General features: G+C 40.3%; 20 protein-coding genes. 17 read left to right on the plus strand and 3 right to left on the minus strand.

Features of this window, described 5'->3' with window-relative positions; translation table 11 throughout:
* Positions 1 to 36 precede the first annotated feature (36 nt).
* From ACSVDJ_RS07685 to ACSVDJ_RS07700, 4 genes are all read left to right on the plus strand, one after another.
* Positions 37 to 627, plus strand: a complete 591-nt coding sequence (locus ACSVDJ_RS07685; protein ID WP_439170920.1) for a lytic transglycosylase domain-containing protein — start codon at positions 37 to 39, stop codon at positions 625 to 627.
* A 14-nt stretch (positions 628 to 641) separates the two neighbouring features.
* Entirely contained in the window at positions 642 to 1,406 is a 765-nt protein-coding gene (locus ACSVDJ_RS07690) for a thermonuclease family protein (RefSeq protein WP_439170921.1), read from the plus strand.
* A 70-nt stretch (positions 1,407 to 1,476) separates the two neighbouring features.
* On the plus strand, positions 1,477 to 1,608 hold the full coding sequence (locus tag ACSVDJ_RS07695) for a hypothetical protein (protein WP_439170922.1): 132 nt from the start codon (positions 1,477 to 1,479) through the stop codon (positions 1,606 to 1,608).
* A 183-nt stretch (positions 1,609 to 1,791) separates the two neighbouring features.
* Positions 1,792 to 2,247, plus strand: coding sequence for an OsmC family protein (locus ACSVDJ_RS07700; RefSeq protein WP_439170923.1), 456 nt, complete (start codon positions 1,792 to 1,794; stop codon positions 2,245 to 2,247).
* A gap of 81 nt (positions 2,248 to 2,328) precedes the next feature.
* Here ACSVDJ_RS07700 and yppF read toward each other — a convergent pair whose 3' ends face one another.
* Positions 2,329 to 2,550, minus strand: coding sequence for a YppF family protein (gene yppF / locus ACSVDJ_RS07705; RefSeq protein WP_439170925.1), 222 nt, complete (start codon positions 2,548 to 2,550; stop codon positions 2,329 to 2,331).
* Between the two features lie 161 nt (positions 2,551 to 2,711).
* On the opposite strand from yppF, the gene tlp reads away from it, so the two are divergent.
* The 11 genes from tlp to ACSVDJ_RS07760 all read left to right on the plus strand — a co-directional run bounded on the left by tlp (position 2,712) and on the right by ACSVDJ_RS07760 (position 14,325).
* The gene (gene tlp, locus ACSVDJ_RS07710) at positions 2,712 to 2,948 is read left to right on the plus strand and encodes a small acid-soluble spore protein Tlp (RefSeq protein ID WP_439170926.1); all 237 of its coding nucleotides are present in this window, start codon (positions 2,712 to 2,714) and stop codon (positions 2,946 to 2,948) included.
* 187 nt (positions 2,949 to 3,135) lie between these two features.
* Positions 3,136 to 5,289: a DNA topoisomerase III gene (locus ACSVDJ_RS07715; RefSeq protein WP_439170928.1), complete on the plus strand. Its 2,154-nt coding sequence runs from the start codon at positions 3,136 to 3,138 to the stop codon at positions 5,287 to 5,289.
* Between the two features lie 22 nt (positions 5,290 to 5,311).
* Entirely contained in the window at positions 5,312 to 5,512 is a 201-nt protein-coding gene (ynzI, locus tag ACSVDJ_RS07720; RefSeq protein ID WP_439170929.1) for a small membrane protein YnzI, read from the plus strand.
* A 53-nt stretch (positions 5,513 to 5,565) separates the two neighbouring features.
* Positions 5,566 to 6,558 carry a dihydroxyacetone kinase subunit DhaK gene (gene dhaK / locus ACSVDJ_RS07725; protein ID WP_439170930.1) on the plus strand — a complete coding sequence of 331 codons (993 nt, stop codon included), beginning with the start codon at positions 5,566 to 5,568 and terminating at the stop codon, positions 6,556 to 6,558.
* Between the two features lie 18 nt (positions 6,559 to 6,576).
* On the plus strand, positions 6,577 to 7,200 hold the full coding sequence (gene dhaL / locus ACSVDJ_RS07730; protein WP_439170931.1) for a dihydroxyacetone kinase subunit DhaL: 624 nt from the start codon (positions 6,577 to 6,579) through the stop codon (positions 7,198 to 7,200).
* Positions 7,197 to 7,574, plus strand: coding sequence for a dihydroxyacetone kinase phosphoryl donor subunit DhaM (gene dhaM / locus ACSVDJ_RS07735; RefSeq protein ID WP_439170932.1), 378 nt, complete (start codon positions 7,197 to 7,199; stop codon positions 7,572 to 7,574). Before dhaL ends, dhaM begins: the two co-directional genes overlap by 4 nt.
* A 22-nt stretch (positions 7,575 to 7,596) precedes the next feature.
* On the plus strand, positions 7,597 to 10,122 hold the full coding sequence (locus ACSVDJ_RS07740) for an AAA domain-containing protein (RefSeq protein WP_439170933.1): 2,526 nt from the start codon (positions 7,597 to 7,599) through the stop codon (positions 10,120 to 10,122).
* A gap of 190 nt (positions 10,123 to 10,312) precedes the next feature.
* Positions 10,313 to 13,033, plus strand: a complete 2,721-nt coding sequence (acnA, locus tag ACSVDJ_RS07745) for an aconitate hydratase AcnA (protein WP_439170934.1) — start codon at positions 10,313 to 10,315, stop codon at positions 13,031 to 13,033.
* A 154-nt stretch (positions 13,034 to 13,187) separates the two neighbouring features.
* Positions 13,188 to 13,331 (plus strand): FbpB family small basic protein, encoded by a 144-nt coding sequence (locus tag ACSVDJ_RS07750; RefSeq protein WP_439170935.1) that lies wholly within the window; start codon positions 13,188 to 13,190, stop codon positions 13,329 to 13,331.
* A 251-nt stretch (positions 13,332 to 13,582) separates the two neighbouring features.
* Positions 13,583 to 14,023, plus strand: a complete 441-nt coding sequence (locus ACSVDJ_RS07755; RefSeq protein WP_439170936.1) for an acyl-CoA thioesterase — start codon at positions 13,583 to 13,585, stop codon at positions 14,021 to 14,023.
* On the plus strand, positions 14,023 to 14,325 hold the full coding sequence (locus ACSVDJ_RS07760; RefSeq protein WP_439170937.1) for a hypothetical protein: 303 nt from the start codon (positions 14,023 to 14,025) through the stop codon (positions 14,323 to 14,325). Before ACSVDJ_RS07755 ends, ACSVDJ_RS07760 begins: the two co-directional genes overlap by 1 nt.
* 34 nt (positions 14,326 to 14,359) lie before the next feature.
* Here ACSVDJ_RS07760 and ACSVDJ_RS07765 read toward each other — a convergent pair whose 3' ends face one another.
* Positions 14,360 to 14,656, minus strand: a complete 297-nt coding sequence (locus tag ACSVDJ_RS07765; protein ID WP_439170939.1) for a HesB/YadR/YfhF family protein — start codon at positions 14,654 to 14,656, stop codon at positions 14,360 to 14,362.
* A 146-nt stretch (positions 14,657 to 14,802) separates the two neighbouring features.
* Between ACSVDJ_RS07765 and ACSVDJ_RS07770 the strand changes: the two genes are divergently transcribed.
* Positions 14,803 to 16,764 (plus strand): flagellar assembly protein A, encoded by a 1,962-nt coding sequence (locus ACSVDJ_RS07770; protein WP_439170940.1) that lies wholly within the window; start codon positions 14,803 to 14,805, stop codon positions 16,762 to 16,764.
* Positions 16,765 to 16,816: 52 nt separating this feature from the next.
* On the opposite strand, the gene plsY is transcribed toward ACSVDJ_RS07770, so the two are convergent.
* On the minus strand, positions 16,817 to 17,398 hold the full coding sequence (gene plsY, locus ACSVDJ_RS07775; protein WP_439170941.1) for a glycerol-3-phosphate 1-O-acyltransferase PlsY: 582 nt from the start codon (positions 17,396 to 17,398) through the stop codon (positions 16,817 to 16,819).
* A gap of 170 nt (positions 17,399 to 17,568) precedes the next feature.
* Here plsY and ACSVDJ_RS07780 point away from each other — a divergent pair, with 170 nt between their 5' ends.
* Positions 17,569 to 18,876, plus strand: a complete 1,308-nt coding sequence (locus ACSVDJ_RS07780; RefSeq protein WP_439170942.1) for a purine/pyrimidine permease — start codon at positions 17,569 to 17,571, stop codon at positions 18,874 to 18,876.
* Positions 18,877 to 18,881: the final 5 nt, after the last annotated feature.

Here is an 18,881-nt window from a genome sequence, read left to right on the forward strand (position 1 = left end):
GATTCGAACCTATTTTTTATACTCGAGGAGATTAATATGGCTAGAAGAAGGTTAAAAAAATCAGTGAAACGAGCATTATTTTTGATTCCGTTATTCGGTTTTGCTCTCTATATGTTTATCATTCAAGATCAATCTCAATGGAAGGTGATTTCAAATACTTCTATTCCAGAGGAGTTTATTCCAATATATAAAGCAGCAGAAAAAGAGTATGGTGTACCATGGGAGCTTCTCGCTGCGCATCATCGTGTCGAAACGAAATTTTCTCAAATGGACACGTTAATTTCTCCGGCAGGAGCAGAGGGCCATCTTCAATTTATGCCATGCTCATTTGTCGGTTGGGAGCATCCAACTTGCTCAGGTCTTGGAAAAGGAGATATTCCTGAAAAAGACAAAACGAACCCTGAAGTCATTGGGAAATATGGCGGTTATGGGGTGGATGCCAATGGAGACGGGGTTGCTGATCCCTTTGATATAGAAGATGCGATCTTTAGTGCTGCTTACTATTTGCAGAAGCATGGAGCGGCAGAGGGAGAATTGGAAAAGGCGATTTTTTCCTATAACCATAGCGATAAATATGTGGATGATGTCATGTATTATTTACAAGAATATAAATCGAATAAACAATAAAAGGAAACAAATATATGTGGTTGAAAATAAAAATTAGTTTATTGATGACGGGGATTCTTTTGCTCGGTGGTTGTTCAGTTGAAGAAGAAAGCCACGATGCAAAGAAAGAACAGACAGTTAATAGTGAAAACAATAGTCATACGGGAGAGTCGTCTGCTGAACATGAGAAAGTGAAGGGGACGGTGTCTTATGTAGTGGATGGCGATACGATGGATGTTTTGTTACCGGATAATACTACAGAACGTGTGCGGATGATTCTTGTGGATACGCCGGAGACGAAGCATCCTCGTTTAGGTGTTCAGCCGTTTGGACCTGAAGCATCAGCTTATACAAAAGAGTTATTAACGAGCAAAGAAGTAGAATTAGAAGTGGATGTTCAGGAACGTGATCGATATGGAAGAATGCTTGCTTATGTTTGGTTAGATGGACAATTAGTGAATGAACAATTAATTGCTGAAGGATTAGCTCGAGTAGCGATTTTTCCGCCTAATACGAAATATGTAGATCGCTTTGAAAAGGTTCAAACAGAAGCTCAGCAGCAAAGAAAGGGCATTTGGTCAATAGAGGATTATGTGACCGATCGAGGATACAATACCGATTCTCAATCAGAGCCTACGGAATCGAATGCTGAATGTGAAATAAAGGGGAATATCTCAAGTTCAGGCGAGAAGATTTATCACGTGCCTGGTGGTCAGTCCTATAAGGCAACGAAAGCGGAAGAAATGTTTTGTACAAAAGAAGCGGCAGAAGCAGCTGGTTATCGGGCAGCGAAACGGTAAGAAGAGGAACTTTTCTTAATGGTGTGCATAAAATATGGTGTCAACCATTATGGGAAAGGAGTTTCTGCTCATGGATAATGAAAAGCAACCAGAAAAAAGAAGGGAAATGACAGAGGCAGAACGTGAAGAAATGATGAGACGTCGTCATGAATTTTGGTGGGGGAAGCCTCGTCCGAACCGAGACGAAACAGAAAAAAAATAAACCAGCGTCGCATGGTCGATCCATGCAAAAAAACGATCCCTTTGTGTCGGATCGTTTTTTTGTATTGGAAATATTTTTATTGAATTTTCTGAAAACACTTTACATTATAGTTCGCTTGTTATATGTTTATTCCTATAAAACAAAGTTTAACTATCGGAATTATAATATGAGGAGTGAAGAAAAATGACTGATGTGAAATCACTAGTAAAGTTGACAACGAAAGGTGTTTGGAATGAAGGAATGAAGACATCTGTTGATATTAGAGACTTTGCACCGATTATTATGGATGAATCTGAAAGTTTAGGCGGGACGAATCAAGGAGCAAACCCAATGGAATATGTGCTTGCGGCATTAACAGGTTGCGCATCCTTTATGATTTCGATTATTTCAAAAGAAAAGAATTTTCAATATAGTGGAATGGAATTTGAGAACAGCGGCGTGTTAGATGTAAGAGGTCTGATGGGAGTTCTGGATGTGTCTCCACATTTTCAAAGAGTTCGCTATCGTGTTCAATTAACAACTGAAGAAAGCATTGAGCGGGTGGAAGAGCTGAGGCAAGAAGTTGAAAGAAGGTGCCCCGTATATAATATGCTGAAGGACTCTGGAATACAAATGGACTCAATTTGGGAGATTAAATAATACAAAAACACACGTGAAAGAGAACCACTCTCTTTGCGTGTGTTTTATTTTTACCGAGTCAAGATGATTGGAAAGTGGTTTTTATTGAGCTTGGGGTTGGATGACGAAGCTATATTGGTCCATATAATAAATCGGTTTTTGAGCTTGACGTTGATCGAGTTCATAAAAAAGCCTTTTATATTCTTTTATAGTTAAATCTCCATTTAAATAATTTGTTTGGATAAAGTCCAGCAATTCGTTCGCATGAGCCGGTTGACGTTTCTTTAGTAAAATAAATTGATAAATTAATTCTTTCATGACCATATCTTCCCCTCCCGATAGTTGTTGTATAAAAAATGATAACATATATATCCGGTTTGATTCCTTGGAATCGTTCAACATTTTCCACCAAATTTCTTATGATTATTTTTTTAGAAAAAGGGGAGGATAAATGTTGTTCGAATGATGATAAGGAGGAGTATCATATGCCAAATCAACCAAAGCCAGATGATCGTGCTGATAATGTGGAAAAGCTACAGGATATGATCGAAAACACAGAAGGAAATATTGAAAGAGCGAAAGAAACGATGATGAATGTCGAAGGGGAAGAGCGCGCAGCTATTGAAGCGAAAAATCAACGTCGCGAAAACAGCATTGCAGCTTTTCGTGAAGAAATGCAGGATGAAGCGCATGCACGGGAAAATGGATATTTAAATCAATAGAACGAGAAAGGGACGTGAGACAATACGTCCCTTTTCTTATGAGAAAATGATAAAATAGTATGATGTATCATTCTTGTTGTTATGTCAATTGTAAAGCTTTATAAAAGATTGCTGTAGTATAACACCGCTCAATGAGAACGGTGTTATACTGTTTTAAGTAATACATGCAACGATAGGGAGAGGTAGAATGAAGATTATCATTGCGGAGAAGCCAGACCAAGGCCGTACGCTCGCTTCACCATTTCAAGTGAAGAAGAGAGACGGTTATTTAGAGATTGAACCGAACCAGCTATTTCCTAAAGGAGCGTATGTCACTTGGGCTATTGGTCATTTAACTCAGCTTTGTCCACCAGAAACGTATGAAGCATCTTGGAAAAAGTGGGCACTGGATACTTTGCCGATCATTCCAGAGAAATTTCAATACGAAATCGCTAAGTCCAAATTTAAACAGTTCAACCTTGTGAAGAAGCTGTTGAGAAGTCCGGAAGTTACCGAAATTATTCATGCCGGTGATGCTGGACGTGAAGGGGAATTAATTATTCGCAACATTATTCATTTAAGTGGAGTTAATAAGCCGATGAAACGATTGTGGATTTCTTCGTTAACGAAAAAAGCAATTGAAACAGGTTTTGAACACTTATTGGATGGAGAAAATACGAAGAATTTATACTTTGAAGCTTACACAAGAGCTTGTGCGGATTGGCTCGTTGGTATGAACGCATCGAGAGCTTATAGTATTTTATTGAAAAAGCATGGAATCAATGATGTCTTCTCGGCAGGTAGAGTGCAAACTCCTACCCTTGCCTTGATCGTGAAACGTGAACATGAAATTGAGAAGTTTCGTTCAGAACCATTTTGGGAAGTGATCGCTCAATTTAATATCGATGGAAAGCGATACGAAGGCAAGTGGGAAAAAGATGGCGAGTCTCGCTTAAATCAACAGGAGCTTGCTCAAAAGATTGCTGCTTTTTGTCAAGGTAAACGCGCGGAAGTAACAGAATTAAAGAAAGAAAGAAAAGTGTTTCAGCCCCCGCTTCTATTCAATCTTTCCTCCCTTCAAGCGACCGCTAACAAAGCCTATAAGTATTCTCCTAAAAAAACGCTTGATCTTGCTCAATCACTGTATCAAAAGGGAATCATTTCTTATCCTCGTTCAGATTCTACTTATGTTACTCAAGGGGAAGCAGATACGTTTCCAGAAATATTAAAGAAGCTCGCTACGTTTTCAGCATATGAGCAGTTTTTCCCAACACCTCATGCTTCGATTGCTTCTAATAAACGATTTGTCAATGAAGAAAAGGTATCTGATCACTATGCGATTATTCCGACGGAGCAGGTGAAAGACCCCGATAAGCTGTCGGCAGATGAAAGAAATATTTATGATTTAATTGTGCGGCGCTTAATTGCGGCTCATTACGATCCAGCGATTTTTGACTATACGACAGTGCAAACGAAAGTAGACGGGCGAGCGGATTTTATCTCAAAAGGGAAACAGCAAATTCAAGAAGGGTATCGTAAAGTGATCTTTCAAAAGGATGAGGACAAGGACGTGATTTTGCCGCCTCTTGTTGAAGGAGAATCAGGAATTGTAGAAGAAGTAACAGTGAAGGAAGGAAAAACGCAACCGCCAAAGCGTTACACAGAAGGTCAATTAATTACATTAATGAAAACAGCAGGCAAGTATTTAGAGAATGATGAGCTAGAAAAAGTACTCAAAAAAACAGAAGGTCTTGGAACGGAAGCGACACGAGCAGGTATTATTACGATGCTGAAGGATAGAAAATATATCGATGTCAACAAAAATCAAGTGTATGCAACCGATAAAGGAAAAGTGCTAATTAAAGCAATCGGTGATAAAATTTTAGCATCTCCAGAAATGACAGCGAAGTGGGAACAGCGATTAGCGGAAATTGGCGAAGGACAAGCCTCTCCTGCTGTTTTTATGGAGCAGACGAAAAAGCTAACAGCGAAAATCATTTCTGATGCTATTGAAACTTCCGACAATTGGACATTCGAAGAGTTCGATACAAGCTCGATTCAGCGAAAAACTAGCAAGCGATCTGTCGGGAAGCCGGTAGGGAAATGTCCGAAATGCGGAGGACAAGTCGTTGATAAGAGCACTTTTTACGGGTGTGGCAATTACGCCAAAACGAAATGCGATTTCACCCTTTCGAAAAAGATCCTTGGCAAAACGATTTCACAAGCGAACGCCAAGAAGCTCTTAGAAGGCGGCAAAACAAGCGTCATCAAAGGCTTCAAAAAAGGGGATAAAACATTTCAGGCAGCTCTTGAATATAAGAGCGAGGAGAACAAAATTAATTTCATTTTTGAAAATGACTGAGTCAAGTTTTGGAGGGGTTCCTGTGAAACTAGATTTTAAAAAGAAAAAGGTGCAAATCAAGTATAGGGAAAAATTACGAGAGAAGCATGATCGGAATTTTAAGAAAGAAATCCTCATTGTTTCGATCATGTCAGTTATTATTCTACTTTCGTATCTTTTGTTTAAGGATACTTTATTTAAACCGCAGCAAGATCCTTTAATTAAAATAGAAAAGGTCAAATAAGGTGTAATTGAAGTTGATGAAATCAATGATCAGATTAAAAGGGGAAAAGACGAGTGAAAAAGATGATAAATAACCCGGAACATGCAGTAAAAGAGATGTTAGAAGGGTTTGCTGTAGCCTATCCTGATGAGGTTGAGCTTTTGGCTGATTGGTCTGTCATTAAGCGCAAACATTTGAAAAGAGGGAAGGTAGCCATTATTAGTGGTGGGGGAAGCGGACACGAACCGGCTCATGCTGGCTATGTAGGCGAAGGTATGTTGGATGCGGCAGTAGCAGGTGAAGTGTTCACTTCTCCTGCTCCAGATCAAATTTTAGCAGCTATGAAAGCGGTTGACACAGGGGCGGGCGTGTTATTAATTATTAAAAACTATAGCGGCGATGTGATGAATTTTGAGATGGCTGCTGAACTAGCTGAAATGGAAGGTATTTCAGTAGAAACAGTGATTGTGAATGATGATGTCGCAGTAGAGGATAGTCTTTTTACGACGGGACGAAGAGGGGTCGCTGGAACGGTATTTGTACATAAGATTGCCGGTGCTCTCGCTGAACGAGGAGCTTCTCTTTCGGATATTAAACAGGCTTGCGAGCGAGTGATTGAACGGATTCGCTCGATGGGCATGGCATTATCTCCTTGTGTGATTCCGATGAGTGGGAAACCGAGCTTTTCGATCAGTGACAATGAAATGGAGCTAGGAATGGGCATTCATGGAGAGCCTGGTTTAGAACAAGAGCCATTAAAATCCGCTGCGGAGATTGCTGAAGCGTTAGTGGAAGCTGTGTTACAGGAAAAGGTCTTTCAAGCGGGGGAGGAGCTAGCGGTGATGATCAATGGGCTTGGAGCGACGCCGATGATGGAGCTTTATATCGTGAATCGCACCGTTCAGCAATTGCTGACAGATAAGGGGTTTCAAATCGTAAAGACCTTTGTCGGTGAATATATGACATCACTGGAAATGGCCGGTTGTTCACTTACTTTATTTCAGTTAGACAAGGAATTAAAGGAATTGTTACTAGCGTCTAGTGATGCGCCAGCATTTAAATGCTAAAGGGAAGGGGGGCCTAGGATGACATTAACAACAGACTCGGTTATTTTGTGGATGAAACAAGCAAATGATGCGATTCAAGAAAATCACGAGTATTTAACAGATCTTGATCAAATGATCGGTGATGGCGATCATGGAATTAATATGGCACGCGGTTTTCGAGCAGCTATTGAGCAGGTGGATAGCCGAACATACGAAACACCTGGAGCGGTATTAAAGGATGTAGCGATGGTGCTTTTATCGAAAATTGGCGGAGCGGCTGGTCCGTTATACGCGTCTGCCCTATTAAAAATGGCTACAGCGATGGCAGATGAAAAAGTGATTCCCTTTTCCCTGTTTCAGCAAGCAGTCAATGAAGCGGTCAAGGCCTTACAGCATCGGGGAAAATCGACCGAAAATGAAAAGACATTGATTGATGTCTGGGCCCCGTTTGCTCGTTACTTGTCAGCTCAAACAGATTGGAACGTGGAAGAGTGGTCTGATGTATTAACCGAAGCGAAAAACAAAACAAAGACGATGCAGGCCACAAAAGGAAGAGCCGCTTACTATAAAGAGAAGTCGATCGGTCATCTAGATGCAGGAGCGACTTCCTCTTACTATCTTTTGATGGCGTTGACTGATGTGTTAAAGGAGCAAGCGATATGAGCAAAGTAGGCATTGTGTTAATTTCACATAGCAAGCAAATTGTAGATGGTTTATATGAATTGATTCGACAAGTAGAAAAAGAGGTCGTCGTTGCTTGCGCGGGCGGAACAGAGGATGGAAGAATTGGCACAAGCTTAGAGAAAATACAACAGGCGATTGCGGAGGCAAACAGTGAAGCAGGGGTTTTAATGTTTTATGACCTCGGTTCAGCAAAAATGAACGGCGAGCTAGCGGTAGAACTTAGTGGCGTTTCCAATGTGTATCTTGTAGATGCTCCGCTAATTGAAGGTAGCTATATCGCGGCTGTAGAAGCGGGCTTAGGAAAACGAGCAGTAGCCATTAAAGAAGAAATTGAAAGTTATTATTTACGTTAAGTATTAGTACTGGAGTGACAACATGAATTTTCAAAAGGTAGTAGAGGAATGGGGCGATGCCCTATCACTAGAGATAAAAGAATTAAAAAAACAAGGGGGAAGAGGTATTCCCTTAATGGAGGGAGAGTGCATCGAAAGTTCTTCAGACAAGGCAATTTATCACTTTAAAAGTCTGTTAGATATGCGATTGCCAGAAGGAGTGCCGGTTCGAATAGAAACGGCCAATGAACAAATAAAAGGAACCGTCATTGCTTGTTACGGGAAGGAAATCACGATCGAATTACAAGCCTTTCTCACTGACAACATTGAAGAGGCAGAGTTATTTAGTGAGCCATGGGAATTGTTACAGAGGCTATCTGACCGCTTACAGGAAGCAAGTGAAACTGTAAAGGGTGTTTCTCGTATGAAACAACTGCTTCACCCATCAATGCCTGATCAGCATCCGAAAGAAAAGGTGAAGAACTCGGTCCATGAAGCGGCTTTACGGGCGCAGTATAACCCTGTTACTTACATATGGGGCCCACCTGGTACTGGAAAAACGTTCACACTAGCAAGAATTGCCGCTAGACATTATGTGAATAAAAAGAAAGTGCTCATTGTTTCACATAGCAACGCCGCTGTGGATGTCGTTTTAATCGAGCTGATGCATTTTTTGAAAAGTAGAAATAAATGGCATGCAGGAGATATTATTCGTTATAGCCATACAAGTGCATCGCAAGCCACTGAATTAAATGAAATGCTTCCAGATAAATTAGTAGAAGAGCGACACCCTACTTTGTATGGACAATATGTACAGCAAAAAATGAGCAACCGAATGCGTCACAATGAAACCGGCGAAAGAGATCAGAAGCAAGCGATCAAAGAGTGGCAGGAAAAGCGTGAACAAACGATTGAGAGAGCTGCTGTGATTGGTGTGACGTTGTCTAAAGCAGCGATTGATCCGTTTATTTATGAAAATGACTTCGACCTCGTCATTATCGATGAAGCGAGTATGGCGTTTACACCGCAGCTTGCCTTTGCTGCTACGCTTGGACAACATACCGTTGTTTGTGGAGATTTTAAACAGCTACCTCCCATTGCCGTAAGCTCGCATCCACTCGTGCGTAAGTGGTTAAGGCACGATATTTTTTATCATTCCGGCATTGAAAAAAGCTCGACTTCTAGCCAAGGGCATCCCCATTTATTTATGTTGAACGTTCAACGGCGCATGCATCCTGATATTTCAGCCTTTACGAATAAAGAGTTTTATAATGGGAAAGTTAAAGATGCTCCTTCCTTAGAAATAGAAAGACAATCGATCACCTTGAAAGCGCCATTTCCAGGAGAATCGATCGCTTTTGTTGATACGAGTCGCTCATGGCCAACGGCTTTAAAAGAAGAGTATTCTACATCGAAATACAATCTCACCTCGTTATTCATCGCCCTTCAACTATTTGCAGAAGCTAAGGCCTCAGGAATTCAAACGATTGGATTTATTTCCCCTTATCGTATACAAACTCAATTAATGAATGCTTGTTTAGCAGAGCTCTTTAGTGAGGAATGGGCCGATCAATCATTCACAGCTGCTACTGTTCATAAATTTCAAGGCTCTGAACGGGAAATGATTATTTTTGATGCGGTAGATGCTCCTCCCCAGCTCATTTCAGGAGGATTGCTTAGAGGAGAAGAGAGTGAGAGATTAATGAATGTGGCGATGACGCGAGCGAAAGGGAAATTTATTTTATTAGCCAATCAAGCCTTTTTTCAAAAAACGATGGCTCCTCATGAAAAGTTAAGAAGACTCATTCACTACCTTAAAGCGACAAAACAACCGTGTCAGCCCGAGCAATTGTTTAATAAGCGACATGAAGTCATTACGCAGGCATTAAATAACGAGGATGCCCTTTGGCTAAAAGATATGCTGAAGGCAAAAAGATCGATTGTTATTGGATTGCCACCGAAGTCCAAACCGGATAAACAGTTTTGGAGCGTCATTAAGAAGCAACAATCCAAATGTTCCATAAAAATAATGTGCAAGCTAAAAAAAGTACCCTTTTCCAATGTAGAGCTAGTTGCAGAAGCCGTTCCTTTCCCTTTCATGATCATTGACTCCAACATTTTTTGGCTAGGGGCTCCCCTAAGGAAAGAACAGACACCCAATATCCGTTTACAATGTCAATCCTTTATTCAGCATTTTTTAAAAGTTTTTAGTATGAAAAATAATCGTTCGGAGTTAAAAAATTTATTCCGATCAACAAAAGAACGGTCATTTATGTTAGCGAAAGAACAATCATTAAATGAGTATATCGATCTATATACTCGTTGTTCTATCTGTTCAAATAAATGGACGCTTCGAACGACGAAGAAGAAATATATTAGGGTTGAGTGCAGTCAGTGTGAACACGGAGAGTTTCTTTCTAAACAGATGCTGCAAGCTTATTTGTCAGCGGTTGACGCCAAGTGTAACACTTGTCAATCATTGCTTCGTGCGGAGTGGACTGGAGAGAAAATAGCAGCGGTTTGTGCAGTGTGTGATCAAGCGATTCTTCCTTTTCAATTTTTGGAGTAATCGACAGACTGATAAGAAATATCACTGTTTCCTTTAATTTGATATAAGTAAAACTTATCAATTCTGATTCAATTCTTGTTATTTACTTATGTAAATGATTGTATTATGATGAAATTGTGTGAAAAGTTTTGACTTTACGCTAAACTTTTCTACCATTGTCTACATATTTGAGAAAAGAGGGGGAATCGGGATGACAAAAAATGATGTGTTCAATGCCCGTTCTAGTTTTGAGCTTGAAGGAAAGCGTTACAACTACTATCGCTTAGCTGCTTTAGAAGAAGCTGGTGTGGCGAAAGTTTCTCGCCTGCCTTATTCAGTGAAAGTCCTTTTAGAATCAGTACTTCGCCAACATGATGGCTATGTAATTAAAGATGAGCACGTTAAAAATTTAGCAAACTGGGGCTCTGCCGATGTGCAAGAAGCAGAAGTGCCATTCAAGCCTTCACGCGTAATCTTACAAGATTTCACTGGTGTTCCAGTTGTTGTTGACCTTGCTTCTTTACGTAAAGCAATGGCCGACATGGGTGGCAATCCAGACGTCATTAACCCAGAAATCGGCGTGGATTTAGTTATTGATCACTCCGTTCAAGTTGATACTTATGGTACACCTGAAGCATTAGATAAAAACATGGAGCTTGAGTTTGAGCGTAATGCCGAGCGTTACGAATTTTTAAGCTGGGCTCAAAAAGCATTTGATAACTATCGTGCGGTTCCACCAGCAACGGGTATCGTTCATCAAGTCAACCTTGAGTATTTAGCGAACGTTGTCCATGCGGTAGAAACAGCGAACGGTGAATTTGAAGCGTATCCAGATACGTTAGTAGGAACAGACTCTCATACAACAATGATCAACGGAATCGGTGTTCTTGGTTGGGGTGTTGGTGGAATTGAAGCGGAAGCAGGTATGCTTGGTCAGCCTTCATATTTCCCAATTCCTGAAGTCATCGGAGTGAAATTAATCGGGGAGCTTCCAAACGGAGCAACTGCGACAGACTTAGCGCTTAAAGTGACTCAAGTGCTTCGTCAAAAAGGCGTAGTTGGTAAATTCGTTGAATTCTTCGGCCCTGGTGTTTCTCAGCTTCCATTAGCTGACCGTGCGACAATCGCCAACATGGCACCAGAATACGGAGCAACTTGTGGTTTCTTCCCAATTGACTCTGAATCATTAAGTTATATGCGTCTAACAGGTCGCGAAGAAAGTCATATTAAAGTTGTAGAGCAATATTTGAAAGAAAATGGTATGTTCTTCACAGCTGATAATGAAGAGCCTGTTTACACAGATGTTGTCGAATTAAACCTTGCTGAAATTGAGCCGAACTTATCTGGCCCGAAACGTCCACAAGATTTAATCCCACTATCCGGTATGCAAAAGGCATTCCAAGAAGCTGTAAGTGGTCCAGCTGGCAACCACGGTTTCGGATTATCTGCAGATGAATTGGATAAACAAGCAGCAGTGAAGTTTGCTGACGGTGAAGAAGTGGAAATGAAAACAGGTGCGGTGGCAATTGCGGCGATCACATCTTGTACAAATACCTCAAATCCTTACGTATTACTTGCTGCTGGTTTAGTAGCGAAAAAAGCTGTTGAATTAGGTCTTGAAGTGCCTAAATATGTAAAAACGTCTTTAGCTCCTGGTTCTAAAGTTGTAACTGGCTATTTACGTGATGCTGGACTATTAGGATACATGGAGAAAATCGGATTCAACCTAGTTGGTTACGGCTGTACGACATGTATCGGTAACTCAGGTCCGTTGAAAGACGAAATCGAAAAAGCGATTTCTGATTCAGATCTTCTAGTAACATCTGTTCTTTCAGGTAACCGTAACTTTGAAGGACGTATTCATCCACTAGTAAAAGCGAACTACTTGGCTTCTCCGCCATTAGTTGTTGCTTACGCATTAGCTGGTACAGTGAATATCGACTTTGCTAAAGATCCGATTGGCAAAGATAAAGAGGGCAATGATGTCTTCTTTAAAGATATCTGGCCTGAAACATCAGCAGTGAAAGAAGTTGTTCAACGTGCGGTTACTCCTGAAGTATTCCGTAAAGAGTATGAGCGTGTATTCGACAGCAACCCAAGCTGGAACAAAATTCAAACAAGCAATGAAGCTTTATATAGCTGGAATGATGATTCCACATATATTCAAAATCCTCCATTCTTTGAAGGATTGTCTGCTGTACCTGAAAAAATCCAACCACTTACAGGTTTGCGTGTAATGGGTAAATTCGGTGATTCCGTCACAACAGACCATATTTCTCCTGCGGGGGCAATTGGTAAAGATACACCTGCTGGTAAATACTTACGCTCAAAAGGTGTAGAACCTCGTGACTTTAACTCTTATGGTTCTCGTCGTGGAAACCATGAAGTGATGATGCGTGGTACATTTGCCAACATCCGTATTCGTAACCAAGTGGCACCTGGTACAGAAGGTGGATTCACTACGTACTGGCCTACTGATGAGATCATGCCAATTTATGATGCGTGCATGAAGTATCAAGCAGATGGTACAGGTCTTGCTGTTTTAGCTGGTAAAGACTACGGAATGGGATCTTCTCGTGACTGGGCGGCGAAAGGTACGAACCTTCTTGGCGTAAAAACAGTCATCGCAGAAAGCTATGAGCGTATTCACCGTTCAAACTTAGTGATGATGGGTGTGCTACCACTTCAATTTAAAGCAGGCGAAAATGCGGAAACTCTAGGCTTAACAGGTAAAGAAGTGATCGAAGTTAATTTAACAGATGATGTGAAACCTCGTGATATCGTTACTGTTACAGCTACAGATGCGGAAGGCAACAAGAAAGAATTCCAAGCACTTGCTCGCTTTGATTCAGATGTAGAGGTAGATTACTACCGTCACGGTGGTATTTTACAAATGGTACTTCGCGGAAAATTACAAAATATTAACGCATAATTGTCTATAGCAACACAAGAGATCAGTATATATACTGGTCTCTTGTGTTTGCATATGTAAATTTTTTATTAAAATTATTTGAAAATTCCGTATAAATCCTTGCGTTTTAGGTTAAAATGCTCATAATAGGACTTGGGAAGGAGGTGTGCCGTCTATGAGAAAAGCGAGAAAAATGACGTTTGCTGACTTAGTGAAAGAAAACAAACGTGAGCTGATGAGCAATCCAGAAGCGATGAAAGCGATTGAAGACAGACTAGCAGAAAAACACGAAAGAAAGCTATTGTCACGAGCTAAATAATACGATATCAAACCGAGTGATTTTGTTACATACATAAAAAAGACCAGCAGGCTGCTCTAGCGATGTCTAGTAATTACTAGTACATTACATAGGGCAGCCTTTGTGCGGGAGCTAAGTGAACTCCCCCGTACATGCCTAATTTGTTCGAGCTGGAACGCGGCAAGTTTACTTTATTTTAATACGGCACTCAGATATACTGAGGATGCAGAGTGTTTACAGCTTCCAAACAAAGAGAAAAGGGAGATAATGAGATGTTAATATCTAAAAAAGAAATACAGGTGCGCTATGCAGAAACGGATGCGATGCAAGTCGTATATCATGGCCAATATGTCGTTTGGTTCGAACTTGGGCGGACTCAATTAATTGAAGATTTAGGATTTAACTATGCAGAGATGGAAAAAGAGGGATACGTATCTCCGGTGCTTGATATTCAGCTTTCATATAAGAAGCCTTTTAAATACGGTGATTACGCATGGGTGTATACATGGATTGAAGAATATTCAGGCGTCCGTACAACTTATGGTTATGAAATCAAAAATGATCAAGGGGAAATATGTGTGACAGGAAAGAGTATACATACGATCGTCAAAAAAGATACCTTTAGGCCCGTTTCCATGAAAAAAGTATTCCTAGATTGGCATCAAGCTTATGAGGCTAATCAAAAGAAGAATACGTGTGAAGAGAAGAAATAATGGCGTTTGGTATAACAAGGCAAGACGTATTAGAGTGGAAGCGAGCGATTGATCGGGGAGAACTTGCGTTTCTAACTCATTACTGGCTAGATGATCGCTTTCCGGATTGCAAAACAGTCACCAAAGTTGGCTGTCGCAATGTGAATCAGCTAGCTGAGTGGGGAAAGCAATACGGACTTTCAAAAGAGTGGATTGATAATCGAAAAGCGAATTATCCCCACTATGATCTATTAGGAGAGCGTCAAAAAATCATATTAGAAAAAGAAGGATTAAAAGATCATATTACTAAGTTTCAATTATAAAGCGAAAAGGAGTATCGTATCCTTTTCGCTTTTTTCATTCAGGCTTCACGTATGTATATTCGGGCTCATCTAGCTGCTCGTTATAATGTACATGAAGGTCATGCTCGTCAAAAAACCAAAGATCTTTTTGTTCAATGAAAAAGGTAACACCATCATATTCTTGCTTCGCTCCAACCTCTATAGGTTCTTCTTTCGTTAAACCTAATGAAAAACTATCATGGAGTGGACTTGAGCCTCCATATCGAACGAAAAAGCGAATAAATTCTCCTGATTGGACTTCTACTTCCTGTTTAAACCAAGACAGCGCTTGTGAATCGATAAAGATGTTCATAATCATTTCACCTCAAGTTTTAGTTTATCACGTTGAGAAGAAATTTGATTATTATTTTATAGTTATAAAGTAGTGTTTTGAAAATTATAACTAATACGATGGACACAGATGCCGATATAAATAATAATAAGCTGAAGAGGTGTATTATGTTAAAAACGATCAAGAAAAAGGCAAACACAGTAGAAGAAGCCATTCAATTAGCTTTAGCTGAATTACATGTATCAAGAGAGCAAGTAACAGTAGAAGTGTTGCAGCAACCTACTTCTAAATTATTTGGATTAAAGCAACAACAAGCCATTGTTAATGTGACGGTTCGAGAAGAAACAGCGGTGACAGAAGAACAGCCATTACAAAGGTCTTTAGCGGGCATTGAAAATGAACAATTTGTCATTCATTCTTCAGGGTCTGAAGATCTCGTGCTCGTTCCTCATCCGAAACTGCAAGTATACATAAATGATGAATTAATTGAGAATACGGCCATTGTTTTGTCAACCGATCAAGTGACGATCAAGTCGATTGTTGAAAAGAAGGCCCCTGTGTATAAGTTTACAGTCGACAATGACAAAATGAAGGCAAGGGTTCTCATAGAGCCTGGAGAACAAGTTATATATAAAGTTAACGATCACTCACCGAGTTCGACAGTTCGTTTATCGGTCTATGAGGAGGTCAGCTATTTTAATGAATTAACGAAAGAAATGATTACTCATGAATTAGAGCACCAAGGCATTACGGTCGGTGTGAACGAAGAAAATATATTGTATGCGATAGACGTATTGACCGACGAGGAGGTTATATTAGCAACAGGAGAGAAACCGACAGAGGGGACAGACGGTCAAGTAGATTTCTATGTTGATTATAAGATTGGTATGATGCCGCCTGAAATTGATCAGCTTGGAAAGGTTGACTTCCGTGAAACGCGATCGATTCCACAAGTGAGAGTGGATCAGTGCGTAGCTACGATCTTGCCACCCAAGCCAGGTACACCTGGAATGGATGTAAAGGGAAATGTTATACAACCTAAGCCTGTGCATGAAGTATCTGTCCACCTTGGTAATGGGATGTATCAGCAGGAACAAGATATTTATTCTTCTATGTCTGGACGCTTACATGTAGAAACAAGAGGAATGACAGTCAAAATGGAAGTGTTAGATCGCCTTTTGCATGAAGGTGATGTTAATATTTCTAGTGGAAATTTGCGTTTTCAAGGAGATATCGAAATTTCTGGAAAGATTGAAGAGAAAATGAAAGTGGAAGCAGCAGGAGATATTGAAGTGCAAGGGCAAGTATCTGGAGCTTCTCTATTTGCAAATAAATCGACAATTATTCAAAAGAATGTATTTGCAGCGGTTGTGAACTCGGGAAATACTCATCTCATGGCCGAGGTCTTATTACAACAGCTTGAAGAAGTTGTGGAGCAGCTAATTGTTTTTGATACGGCGGTACAAGCGGTTTTACTAAGGCTCAAGCAAGTATCTAAAGAAGCTAATGAAGAAGCTATTCATCAAGCCGTTCAATTACTAATCGAGAATAATTTCAAACAGCTACCTATAGCGATTAAAGGGTTTGTTCGAGAGACTTCGAAGCATCAAAATGCGCTTTCTAAAGATTGGATTCAGTTAGCCAATCAATTATATCTTACTTTCATGACGAAAAATATGAAGAACATGTCTCCTCATCGAATGAAACAAGTGACTAAAGAAGCGGAACATTTACTTCATTATTATTCTACGCCGACAGAGGAGAATGTATTTATTTCTATTCCTTATGCGATTAACAGCCAAATATCCTGTAGTGGAGATATTAAGATTTGGGGGCAAGGTGTATACAATTCCACGTTAAAATCAGGTGGAGATATAAATATTACTGGTTATATTAAAGGGGGAATGGTTGAAGCCGAGAATATTGTACAAGCAAAAGAAGCAGGTTCGGAGTCTGGTGTGCCTACCGTCATCAAGGTTTCTGAAAAAGGTCGGATTATTTTAAATATTGCTCATATCGATACAGTGATTTATGTAGGGAAGAAAAAGCATATATTTTTAAAGAAAACGAGTCTAGTCAATGCTCATTTAGATGAAGAAGGAGAGCTAAAGATAGGGATAAACTATTAAAAAAACTGCACCAAAAGGATCTGTTTCCTACCTTTGGTGCAGTTTTTTTATGTTACATCCATTTAATTTTAGGTTCCGTTTTGTTGATGATTCGTTTAATGTTTGCTCGATGTCTGAAAATAACAAAAAATGCTAGTGTGGCAACGATTATAATTAGTAATGTATTCCCTAGAATCAAGGAATAGATAATAGCTGTAATAGCTGCAATAATCGATGATAACGAGACATATTTTGAAAAATATAAAGTACTAAAAAAAGAAAAGACTAATACTAAAAACATTATAGGCTGAAGGGCAAGCAGAATTCCTCCTGATGTGGCAACCGCCTTTCCACCTCTAAACCCTGCGAAAATAGGAAACATATGCCCAACGACGGCAATAGTACCTGCAATAAGCGGATCTAATGTAGATCCTAGCCATAAAGGCAACAACGTAGCGACCGTTCCTTTTAAAATATCCGCGAAAGTGACAATCAGTCCGGCTTTGACACCTAATGTGCGAAAAGAATTTGTCGCACCGAGGTTTCCGCTTCCATGTTCCCGAATATCGATTCCGAAAAAACGTTTGCCGATAATTAATCCTGATGGGATGGAACCGAGCAGATAAGATAGTATAATAATCATTCCGGTAAGCATAGATCTACCCCTTTTAAACACTTATCATGATAAAAAGTAACACATGTGCTTTTTATTTTACCATGCATGCAGGCAGAATAGGAGAACTTTTCGTTGCTTGATTGAAAAATATGGCGTACCCTTAATAATTGAATAGGTTGTTACTGTTAATTTTTTTAGAAATAGGTGGAATGATGAGATTATTAGTTAGTGGATTACAATGGGCGGCCTTTATGCTGGCTAGTTCCCTCGTCGCACCGATCGCCATTGCGGGATTGTTCGGTTTCTCTGAAGTCGATACGGCGATGTTTGTGCAAAGAACGATGTTCGTGCTAGGCGTTTCGGGGTTGATTCAAGCGTTATTTGGACATCGCTTGCCGATTAGTGAGGGACCAGCTGGGCTTTGGTGGGGCGTATTTGCAATTTATGCCGGCTTTGCAGGCACCATCTATGCATCTGATACAGAGGCATTACGAAGTTTAGAAGGCGGGATGATCGTCTCAGGTATTTTCTTTATTGTGCTGGCAGCATTCGGTCTTTTAAACCGGATGGCCACTTTATTTACACCGACCGTTACGTTTGTGTATTTGTTTTTGCTCATTTTGCAATTAAGCGGTTCGTTTATGAAGGGGATGCTCGGTTTGCCGAATGAAACTGGTGTCATTCAACCGATGGTCATGGTGGGAAGCTTGATTACGCTTGTGCTCGCGTATTATTTTTCTGCTCATAAGCTTAGTTGGATACGGCAATATTCCGTCATTGTGTCTTTCGCTTCTGGGTGGCTGATCTTTATTGCATTAGGGCAAGCTCCTGCTATTACAGATTATGGACAAGGTTGGATTCAACTTCCGCAATTCTTTGTTTTCGGCTCACCTTTATTTGATTCAGGAACGATTGTCACGGCTTTGTTTATTACGTTATTATTGACAGCAAATATGATTGCCTCCATCAGGGTGATGGAAGAAGTAATCACACAAGTGACAGGAGCCAAGCAAAAAGCAAGCTATCGCGGCGCTGGTTTTGCCGCTGGCGTGAATCAGCTTATCGGCGGAAGCTTATCTGCTATTGGCTCGGTTCCAATCTCAGGAGCAGCCGGCTTTGTGGCTCAAACGAGAAATGCCTCGATTCAGCCGTTTTTAGTTGGTTCCTTATTTATCGCTCTATTAAGTATTTGTCCGCCAGCGATGAATGTTCTCGCCTCATTACCAGCACCTGTCGGCTATGCGGTTACCTTCGTTATTTTTTCGAAAATGGCCGGCTTTGCCTTTGCTGAATTAGATAAGGCAAAAAACAAAGAACGCTCAAGAATGATCAGCGGTATTGCTTTATTAACTGGTGTAGGTGCGATGTTCGTTCCCGCCGCTGCATTTACGGAATTTCCTGTAGCTGTGACCTCCGTTCTAAACAATGGTCTTATCTTCGGGACACTTGTCGCCATCATTGTTGAACAGTGGTTAATCTTTTTTCATAGAAAACAATCGAAAGCAGGAAATGAATAGAGAAA

This window comes from Bacillus sp. Hm123 (assembly GCF_051842975.2).
Lineage (GTDB): Bacteria > Bacillota > Bacilli > Bacillales > Domibacillaceae > Bacillus_CE.

Coding starts and splice junctions, on each gene's coding strand:
- yppF (WP_439170925.1), bottom strand. CDS start 2,550: ATGGTCATGAAAGAATTAATTTATCAATTTATTTTACTAAAGAAACGT.
- ACSVDJ_RS07740 (WP_439170933.1), top strand. CDS start 7,597: ATGAATTTTCAAAAGGTAGTAGAGGAATGGGGCGATGCCCTATCACTA.
- ACSVDJ_RS07715 (WP_439170928.1), top strand. CDS start 3,136: ATGAAGATTATCATTGCGGAGAAGCCAGACCAAGGCCGTACGCTCGCT.
- tlp (WP_439170926.1), top strand. CDS start 2,712: ATGCCAAATCAACCAAAGCCAGATGATCGTGCTGATAATGTGGAAAAG.
- acnA (WP_439170934.1), top strand. CDS start 10,313: ATGACAAAAAATGATGTGTTCAATGCCCGTTCTAGTTTTGAGCTTGAA.
- ACSVDJ_RS07700 (WP_439170923.1), top strand. CDS start 1,792: ATGACTGATGTGAAATCACTAGTAAAGTTGACAACGAAAGGTGTTTGG.
- ACSVDJ_RS07750 (WP_439170935.1), top strand. CDS start 13,188: ATGAGAAAAGCGAGAAAAATGACGTTTGCTGACTTAGTGAAAGAAAAC.
- ACSVDJ_RS07755 (WP_439170936.1), top strand. CDS start 13,583: ATGTTAATATCTAAAAAAGAAATACAGGTGCGCTATGCAGAAACGGAT.
- ACSVDJ_RS07765 (WP_439170939.1), bottom strand. CDS start 14,656: ATGAACATCTTTATCGATTCACAAGCGCTGTCTTGGTTTAAACAGGAA.
- dhaM (WP_439170932.1), top strand. CDS start 7,197: ATGAGCAAAGTAGGCATTGTGTTAATTTCACATAGCAAGCAAATTGTA.
- dhaL (WP_439170931.1), top strand. CDS start 6,577: ATGACATTAACAACAGACTCGGTTATTTTGTGGATGAAACAAGCAAAT.
- ACSVDJ_RS07695 (WP_439170922.1), top strand. CDS start 1,477: ATGGATAATGAAAAGCAACCAGAAAAAAGAAGGGAAATGACAGAGGCA.
- ACSVDJ_RS07690 (WP_439170921.1), top strand. CDS start 642: ATGTGGTTGAAAATAAAAATTAGTTTATTGATGACGGGGATTCTTTTG.
- ACSVDJ_RS07770 (WP_439170940.1), top strand. CDS start 14,803: ATGTTAAAAACGATCAAGAAAAAGGCAAACACAGTAGAAGAAGCCATT.
- ACSVDJ_RS07780 (WP_439170942.1), top strand. CDS start 17,569: ATGATGAGATTATTAGTTAGTGGATTACAATGGGCGGCCTTTATGCTG.
- ACSVDJ_RS07760 (WP_439170937.1), top strand. CDS start 14,023: ATGGCGTTTGGTATAACAAGGCAAGACGTATTAGAGTGGAAGCGAGCG.
- plsY (WP_439170941.1), bottom strand. CDS start 17,398: ATGCTTACCGGAATGATTATTATACTATCTTATCTGCTCGGTTCCATC.
- ACSVDJ_RS07685 (WP_439170920.1), top strand. CDS start 37: ATGGCTAGAAGAAGGTTAAAAAAATCAGTGAAACGAGCATTATTTTTG.